Annotated in this window: 5 protein-coding genes; 4 read left to right on the forward strand and 1 reads right to left on the reverse strand. The window is 60.4% G+C overall.

What is annotated here, in order from left to right; genetic code table 11:
* Positions 1-7 precede the first annotated feature (7 nt).
* Positions 8-496, reverse strand: a complete 489-nt coding sequence (locus NL64_RS25635; RefSeq protein WP_034150864.1) for an Hcp family type VI secretion system effector — start codon at positions 494-496, stop codon at positions 8-10.
* A gap of 848 nt (positions 497-1,344) precedes the next feature.
* Here NL64_RS25635 and NL64_RS25645 point away from each other — a divergent pair.
* The 4 genes from NL64_RS25645 to NL64_RS25660 are packed head-to-tail and all read left to right on the forward strand — an operon-like array spanning position 1,345 to position 6,465.
* Complete coding sequence (locus NL64_RS25645; protein WP_034150866.1) at positions 1,345-1,821, forward strand: formate dehydrogenase subunit gamma; 477 nt, start codon at positions 1,345-1,347, stop codon at positions 1,819-1,821.
* Positions 1,821-3,380 (forward strand): formate dehydrogenase beta subunit, encoded by a 1,560-nt coding sequence (locus NL64_RS25650; RefSeq protein ID WP_034150867.1) that lies wholly within the window; start codon positions 1,821-1,823, stop codon positions 3,378-3,380. The genes NL64_RS25645 and NL64_RS25650 overlap by 1 nt, the downstream gene beginning before the upstream one ends.
* A complete protein-coding gene (gene fdhF, locus NL64_RS25655; RefSeq protein ID WP_034150868.1) occupies positions 3,377-6,253 on the forward strand; it encodes a formate dehydrogenase subunit alpha in 2,877 nt (958 codons plus the stop codon). Before NL64_RS25650 ends, fdhF begins: the two co-directional genes overlap by 4 nt.
* Positions 6,250-6,465 carry a formate dehydrogenase subunit delta gene (locus tag NL64_RS25660; protein ID WP_034150869.1) on the forward strand — a complete coding sequence of 72 codons (216 nt, stop codon included), beginning with the start codon at positions 6,250-6,252 and terminating at the stop codon, positions 6,463-6,465. Before fdhF ends, NL64_RS25660 begins: the two co-directional genes overlap by 4 nt.
* Positions 6,466-6,608: the final 143 nt, after the last annotated feature.

Here is a 6,608-nt window from a genome sequence, read left to right on the forward strand (position 1 = left end):
CTACACCTCACGAATATCTTTTATTGCTAATGCGATCCCAGCCACCCGCTATGTTGCCGCCGCCTGCACCATCGCTGCGTTTTTGCTGGGTGTACACGGTTTTAATGCGGCCGTAATTCAATTGCACGATTTCAACGGGAATGCCGGCTGCGGCATTTTGCGTGTAGTCGGCGATGATGACTTCCTCTAGCACAATCTCGTAGTACTTGAGCTTGTCGGTACCCGCCCGGCTCAGCACCAGGGTGACTTCTTTCAGGTGCTCACCGGCGCAACTGGCTTCCATCAGTTTGCAGCTCGATTTGTCCAGCGATTTGGTAAAAGTGAAATGGCTCAGGGTTGTCCGGCCGGCGGTAGCGCCACCGGCAGAGCTGGCGGTGGCTGAGGTGCTTTGATAGGTGCTAAAGCTGTAGCCACTCACTTCGATCCAGTTACGGTATTTTTCGTCCAGCGCTTCGCCTGGAATACCTTCGATTTTGATAAAAGCGTCGAACGCCATGAGACCGCTCCTTGGCAGTGGCTGGTTCTATTTAAGGGAGTAGAAAATCTACGCCATTCGGGATCAGCGATGACTCATTCAGCCATCGTCAAAAAACAGAATCAGATGCTTCCGATTCTGTTTTGGCATCTGGATGTAGGACGTTTCCACGCAGCAGGCATTGGAGTGAGTTTTGGGTGCATCTTCAGCGTTGATGGTGGTTGGGCTGGCGCTATCGCGGGCGAGCCCGCTCCCACAGGGTATGGCGGTGGGCTTTCGAGCACTGTTCGGCCGCGGTGTGTGGGTGGGTTTGGAAGGCAGCTTCAGTATTGGTGGTGGATTGGCTGGCGCTATCGCCAGCAGGCTGGCTCCCACGGGGGGAATTGTGGGGTGGCTGGAATTTGGGATTGGCTTCGCGGTTTTCGGTTTTTTTTGTGTTTGGGTCAGAGGGGAAGGCTTTTGGGTTACGGCGCAATCGATCAGCCCATCTGCTCCGTAGAATTGCCCACGGTTCTGATGCTTCTTCTCACCTTTAATGATTGCTATACATCAATCATCGACAAGCCCACCGGGCATTAGGCCAGTGAGTGAACGCCCCCGGCTCACTCATCTAGACTTAATGGATAGTCGTAGGCAGAACCGAACACGTCGCTTTGGTGCAGGTCGATCAATAGCGGCGTGGCAAGCTGCCCTTTATGCCCAGTAGAGGTGCGGCGAAGACCGTGCCGGGCACAACAAGATGCCCGCCAAGGGTGCCCTGGCCAACGGCCTGAAAATCCACGATGCCGTGACGTGGTACGAGTGCCGCAGCCGACACTTTCGGACGACCGACAACCATCTGGTTTGTCCGTGACCGTGAGGATTGCTGAATGCCTGATGAGATGTTGCACCTGCCTGTGGTCAACAGTCTGCTGGAGCGCCACAAGGGCTCTGCGGGTGCGCTGTTGCCCATTCTTCATGATATTCAGGAGCGCATCGGTTACATCCCCGATGCCGCCGTCCCCGAGATTGCCCACGCCCTCAATCAGAGTCAGGCCGAGATTCGTGGGGTGATCAGTTTTTACCATGACTTCCGTACTGCGCCACCTGCGCGGCATATCCTGCGGCTGTGCCGGGCTGAGTCGTGCAAGAGTCGCGGTGCCGAGCAGCTTGCCGCGCAGTTGCGTGAACGTCTGCAACTGGATGATCACGGTAGCAGCGCCGATGGCAGCATCAGTTTGCGACCGGTGTATTGCCTGGGTGCCTGCGCCTGTTCGCCGGCGCTGGAGCTGGATGGTCGGGTGCATGCGCGGCTCAGTGCCGAGCGGTTGGATGCGTTGCTTGATGCTTGCCGGGAGGACGCGTGATGCCGACTCTCTTTCTGCCTTGTGATTCGCTGTCCCGCGCCGTGGGGGCGGATGAGGTAGCGACGGCGCTGATCACTCAGGCCCACGAACGCAATCTGCCACTGGAATTGCAGCGCACCAGTTCGCGGGGGTTGTATTGGCTGGAGCCGTTGCTGGAAGTGGACAGCCCGCAAGGTCGTATCGGCTTTGGTCCGCTGACGGCTGCTGATGTGCCGTCTGTGCTTGAGGCGCTGAAAGGCGATCCATCCGCTCATCCCCTGGCCTTGGGTCTGGTGGAAGAGTTGCCGTATCTGAAGACTCAACAACGCCTGCTGTTCGCCCGCGCCGGTATCACTCGACCGCTGTCGCTGGACGATTACCGGGCCCATGGCGGTTTCGAAGGTTTGACGAGGGCCGTCAGCATTGGCGGCGAGCAAACTGCGACGGCGGTGTTCGACTCAGGCCTGCGTGGCCGTGGCGGCGCGGCCTTCCCTGCCGGAATCAAATGGCGCACGGTGCGCGCGACTGAAGCGGCGCAAAAGTACATCGTGTGCAACGCCGACGAAGGCGACTCCGGTACCTTTGCCGATCGCATGCTGATGGAGGGCGATCCCTTCCTGTTGATCGAAGGCATGGCGATCGCGGGCATCACCGTCGGCGCCACCTACGGCTACATCTATGTGCGTTCGGAGTATCCGGATGCTGTGGCGACACTGCGCGCAGCGCTGAACATCGCCCGAACCGCCGGTTACTTGGGCGCCAATGTCGGCGGCAGCCGTCAGGCTTTCGACATGGAAGTACGCGTCGGTGCCGGCGCTTACATATGCGGTGAAGAAACCGCGCTGCTGGATTCCCTCGAAGGTAAGCGCGGCATCGTTCGCGCCAAGCCGCCGATTCCTGCGTTGAAGGGATTGTTCGGCCAGCCGACCCTGGTGCACAACGTGCTGACCCTGGCCTCGGTGCCGCTGATTCTGGCCAAGGGTGCGCAGTTCTATCGTGACTACGGTATGGGCCGTTCCCTCGGAACGATGCCCTTCCAACTGGCGGGCAATATCCGTCGCGGTGGCCTGGTGGAACGGGCCTTCGGCCTGACCTTGCGAGAACTGGTGGAAGACTACGGCGGCGGGACCGCCAGTGGCCGACCGCTGAAGGCTGCGCAGGTGGGCGGCCCGCTCGGTGCATGGGTGCCGCCATCGCAATTCGACACGCCGCTGGATTACGAAGCCTTCGCCGGCATCGGCGCAATGCTCGGTCACGGTGGTGTGGTGGTGGCGGACGACACGCTGGACATGGCCCACATGGCGCGCTTCGCCTTGCAGTTCTGCGCCGAGGAGTCCTGTGGCAAGTGCACGCCGTGCCGCATCGGTTCGACTCGGGGTGTGGAGGTGATCGACCGGATGCTGGCCGCGCAAGACCCGCGCGGTCGCGATGAGCAGGCGATCATCCTCAAGGACCTGTGCGACACGATGCAATACGGTTCGCTGTGCGCGCTGGGCGGCATGGCCCCGTTCCCGGTGGTCAGCGCCCTCAAGTACTTCCCTGCCGACTTCGGTCTGCAAGCCTCGGAGGCCGAGCAATGATTACTCTCTTCGACCCGAAAACCGATATCGACTTGGGCACTCCGCACCGCGACAGCCAGGTACAAGTCACCCTGAACATCGACGGCCGCAGCATCAGCGTGCCCGAAGGCACCTCGGTGATGCGCGCCGCCGCGCTACTGGGCACCACCATCCCCAAACTCTGCGCCACCGACAGCCTGGAAGCCTTCGGCTCCTGCCGCATGTGCCTGGTGGAGATCGACGGTATGCGCGGCTACCCGGCGTCCTGCACCACGCCGGTCAGCGAAGGCATGAGCGTGCACACCCAGACGCCGAAGCTCGCGACCCTGCGCCGCAATGTCATGGAGCTGTACATTTCCGATCACCCGCTGGACTGCCTGACCTGCTCGGCCAACGGCAATTGCGAGCTGCAAACCGTGGCCGGTCAGGTTGGCCTGCGAGAGGTGCGCTACGGCTATGAAGGCGACAACCATCTGGCCGACGTGAAGGACACGTCCAACCCCTATTTCGACTACGACCCAAGCAAGTGCATCGTCTGCAACCGCTGCGTGCGCGCCTGTGAAGAAACCCAAGGCACGTTTGCCCTGACCATCACCGGGCGCGGGTTTGAATCCCGAGTGGCGGCGGCCGGTGGGGATAACTTCCTCGATTCGGAATGCGTGTCTTGCGGCGCCTGTGTGCAGGCCTGCCCTACCGCGACGCTGATGGAAAAAAGCGTGGTTGAGTTGGGTCAGCCGGAGCGTAGCGTGATCACTACGTGTGCCTATTGCGGTGTGGGATGTTCGTTCCGCGCCGAGATGAAAGGCGACCAGTTGGTGCGCATGGTTCCGGACAAGAACGGTCAGGCGAACCATGGCCATTCCTGCGTGAAGGGGCGCTTTGCCTGGGGTTACGCCACCCACCCGGATCGCATTACCAAGCCGATGATCCGCCAGCACATCAACGACCCGTGGCAGGAAGTCAGCTGGGATGAGGCGGTGACCTATGCCGCCAGTGAATTCCGCCGACTGCAGCAGAAATACGGCCGCGACTCCATCGGTGGGATCACTTCCAGCCGTTGCACCAATGAAGAAACCTATCTGGTGCAGAAACTGGTGCGCGCGGCGTTCGGCAACAACAACGTCGACACCTGTGCGCGGGTTTGCCACTCGCCGACGGGCTATGGTTTGAAGCAGACGTTGGGCGAATCTGCCGGTACTCAGAGTTTTGATTCTGTGATGCAGGCTGACGTGATTCTGGTGATGGGCGCTAACCCTAGCGATGCGCACCCGGTGTTTGCCTCCCAGCTCAAACGCCGTCTGCGGGAAGGTGCGCGGCTGATTGTGATCGATCCGCGACGCATTGATCTGGTGGACTCGGTGCACGCCCGCGCTGAATATCACCTGGCCCTGCGGCCGGGGACTAACGTCGCCATGCTTAACGCTTTGGCGCATGTGATTGTCACTGAAGGTTTGCTCAATCAGTCCTTTATTGATGCACGTTGCGAGGGCATTGATTTTGCCCGTTGGAGCGAGTTGGTCAGCCAGCCGGAGAACTCGCCGGAAGTGCTCGGCGCGATCTGCGGTGTGCCCGCTGCGGCCATCCGTGCCGCTGCGCGGTTGTATGCCACTGGCGGTAATGCGGCGATTTATTACGGGCTCGGTGTCACCGAGCACAGCCAGGGCAGCACGGCGGTGATGGGCATTGCCAACCTGGCCATGGCCACCGGCAACATCGGCCGTGAAGGCGTGGGCGTGAACCCGTTGCGGGGGCAGAACAACGTGCAGGGCTCCTGCGACATGGGCTCGTTCCCTCATGAGTTGCCCGGTTACCGGCACATCTCCAACGAAGTCGTGCGGACTCAGTTTGAACAGGCGTGGAACGTCACGCTGCAACCTGAACCGGGTTTGCGCATTCCCAATATGTTCGAGGCGGCGCTGGGCGGCAGTTTCAAGGGTTTGTATTGCCAGGGTGAGGACATTGCCCAGAGCGATCCGAATACCCAGCACGTCACCGCGGCGCTGTCGGCCATGGAATGCATCGTGGTGCAGGACATTTTCCTCAACGAAACCGCCAAGTTCGCTCATGTGTTTTTGCCGGGCAGTTCGTTTCTGGAGAAGGACGGGACTTTTACCAATGCCGAGCGGCGGATCTCGCGGGTGCGCAAGGTGATGGAGCCGCTGGGTGGCAAGGCTGACTGGGAAGGCACGGTGGCTTTGGCCAACGCGCTGGGCTATCCGATGCACTACCAGCACCCATCAGAAATCATGGATGAAATCGCCAGCCTGACGCCGACTTTCACCAATGTCAGCTACGCGGAACTTGAGCGTCACGGCAGCCTGCAATGGCCGTGCAACGCGGCGGCGCCGGACGGTACGCCGACCATGCACATTGAGGAATTCGTGCGTGGTAAGGGGCGGTTCATGCTCACCGGGTATGTGCCGACGGAGGAGAAGGTCAACAGTCGTTATCCGCTGTTGCTGACTACCGGGCGCATTCTTAGTCAGTACAACGTTGGTGCTCAGACACGACGTACCGAGAACGTTGCCTGGCATGATGAGGACCGGCTGGAAATCCACCCGACTGACGCTGAAAGCCGTGGCATCAATGAAGGTGATTGGGTGGGTATCGGCAGCCGGGCTGGGCAGACGGTGTTGCGGGCGCGGATTACCGAACGGGTTGCGCCGGGTGTGGTTTACACCACGTTCCACTTCCCGGAATCAGGCGCCAACGTGATCACCACCGACAACTCCGACTGGGCTACTAACTGTCCGGAGTACAAGGTCACGGCCGTGGAGGTCAGCCGCGTGTATCACCCTTCGGAGTGGCAGAAGCGCTTTCAGGAATTCAGTGATGAACAACATCGCCTGCTGAAGGAACGTCGGCACCCCGAGAAAGCCGAGGTGCGCAAATGAGTACGTACAACCTGATCAAGATGGCCAACCAGATCGCCCAGTATTTTGCCAGTCAACCGGACCAGGAACAGGCGGTGCTCAGCGTGCGCAATCACCTGCAGATGTTTTGGGCGCCGAGCATGCGCAAGGAGTTGTTGGCCTGGCAGACGGAGCATAAGGGCGCGGAGTTGCATCCGCTGGTGCAGGCGGCGGTGAGTGGCGCGGGTTGGTAGTGACTGAAAAAACGCAAATTACGTAGGAGCCGGCTTGCTGGCGATGGCGGTTTGTCAGGCGGCGTCTGTGTCGACTGTATGTCCGCAATCGCCAGCAAGCCGGCTCCTACAGGTTGCGCATGGCGTTATTTTTGGTGGGCCAA

This window comes from Pseudomonas fluorescens, from assembly GCF_000802965.1.
Taxonomy (GTDB): domain Bacteria; phylum Pseudomonadota; class Gammaproteobacteria; order Pseudomonadales; family Pseudomonadaceae; genus Aquipseudomonas; species Aquipseudomonas fluorescens_A.

Coding starts and splice junctions, on each gene's coding strand:
- NL64_RS25635 (WP_034150864.1), bottom strand. CDS start 496: ATGGCGTTCGACGCTTTTATCAAAATCGAAGGTATTCCAGGCGAAGCG.
- NL64_RS25645 (WP_034150866.1), top strand. CDS start 1,345: ATGCCTGATGAGATGTTGCACCTGCCTGTGGTCAACAGTCTGCTGGAG.
- NL64_RS25650 (WP_034150867.1), top strand. CDS start 1,821: ATGCCGACTCTCTTTCTGCCTTGTGATTCGCTGTCCCGCGCCGTGGGG.
- fdhF (WP_034150868.1), top strand. CDS start 3,377: ATGATTACTCTCTTCGACCCGAAAACCGATATCGACTTGGGCACTCCG.
- NL64_RS25660 (WP_034150869.1), top strand. CDS start 6,250: ATGAGTACGTACAACCTGATCAAGATGGCCAACCAGATCGCCCAGTAT.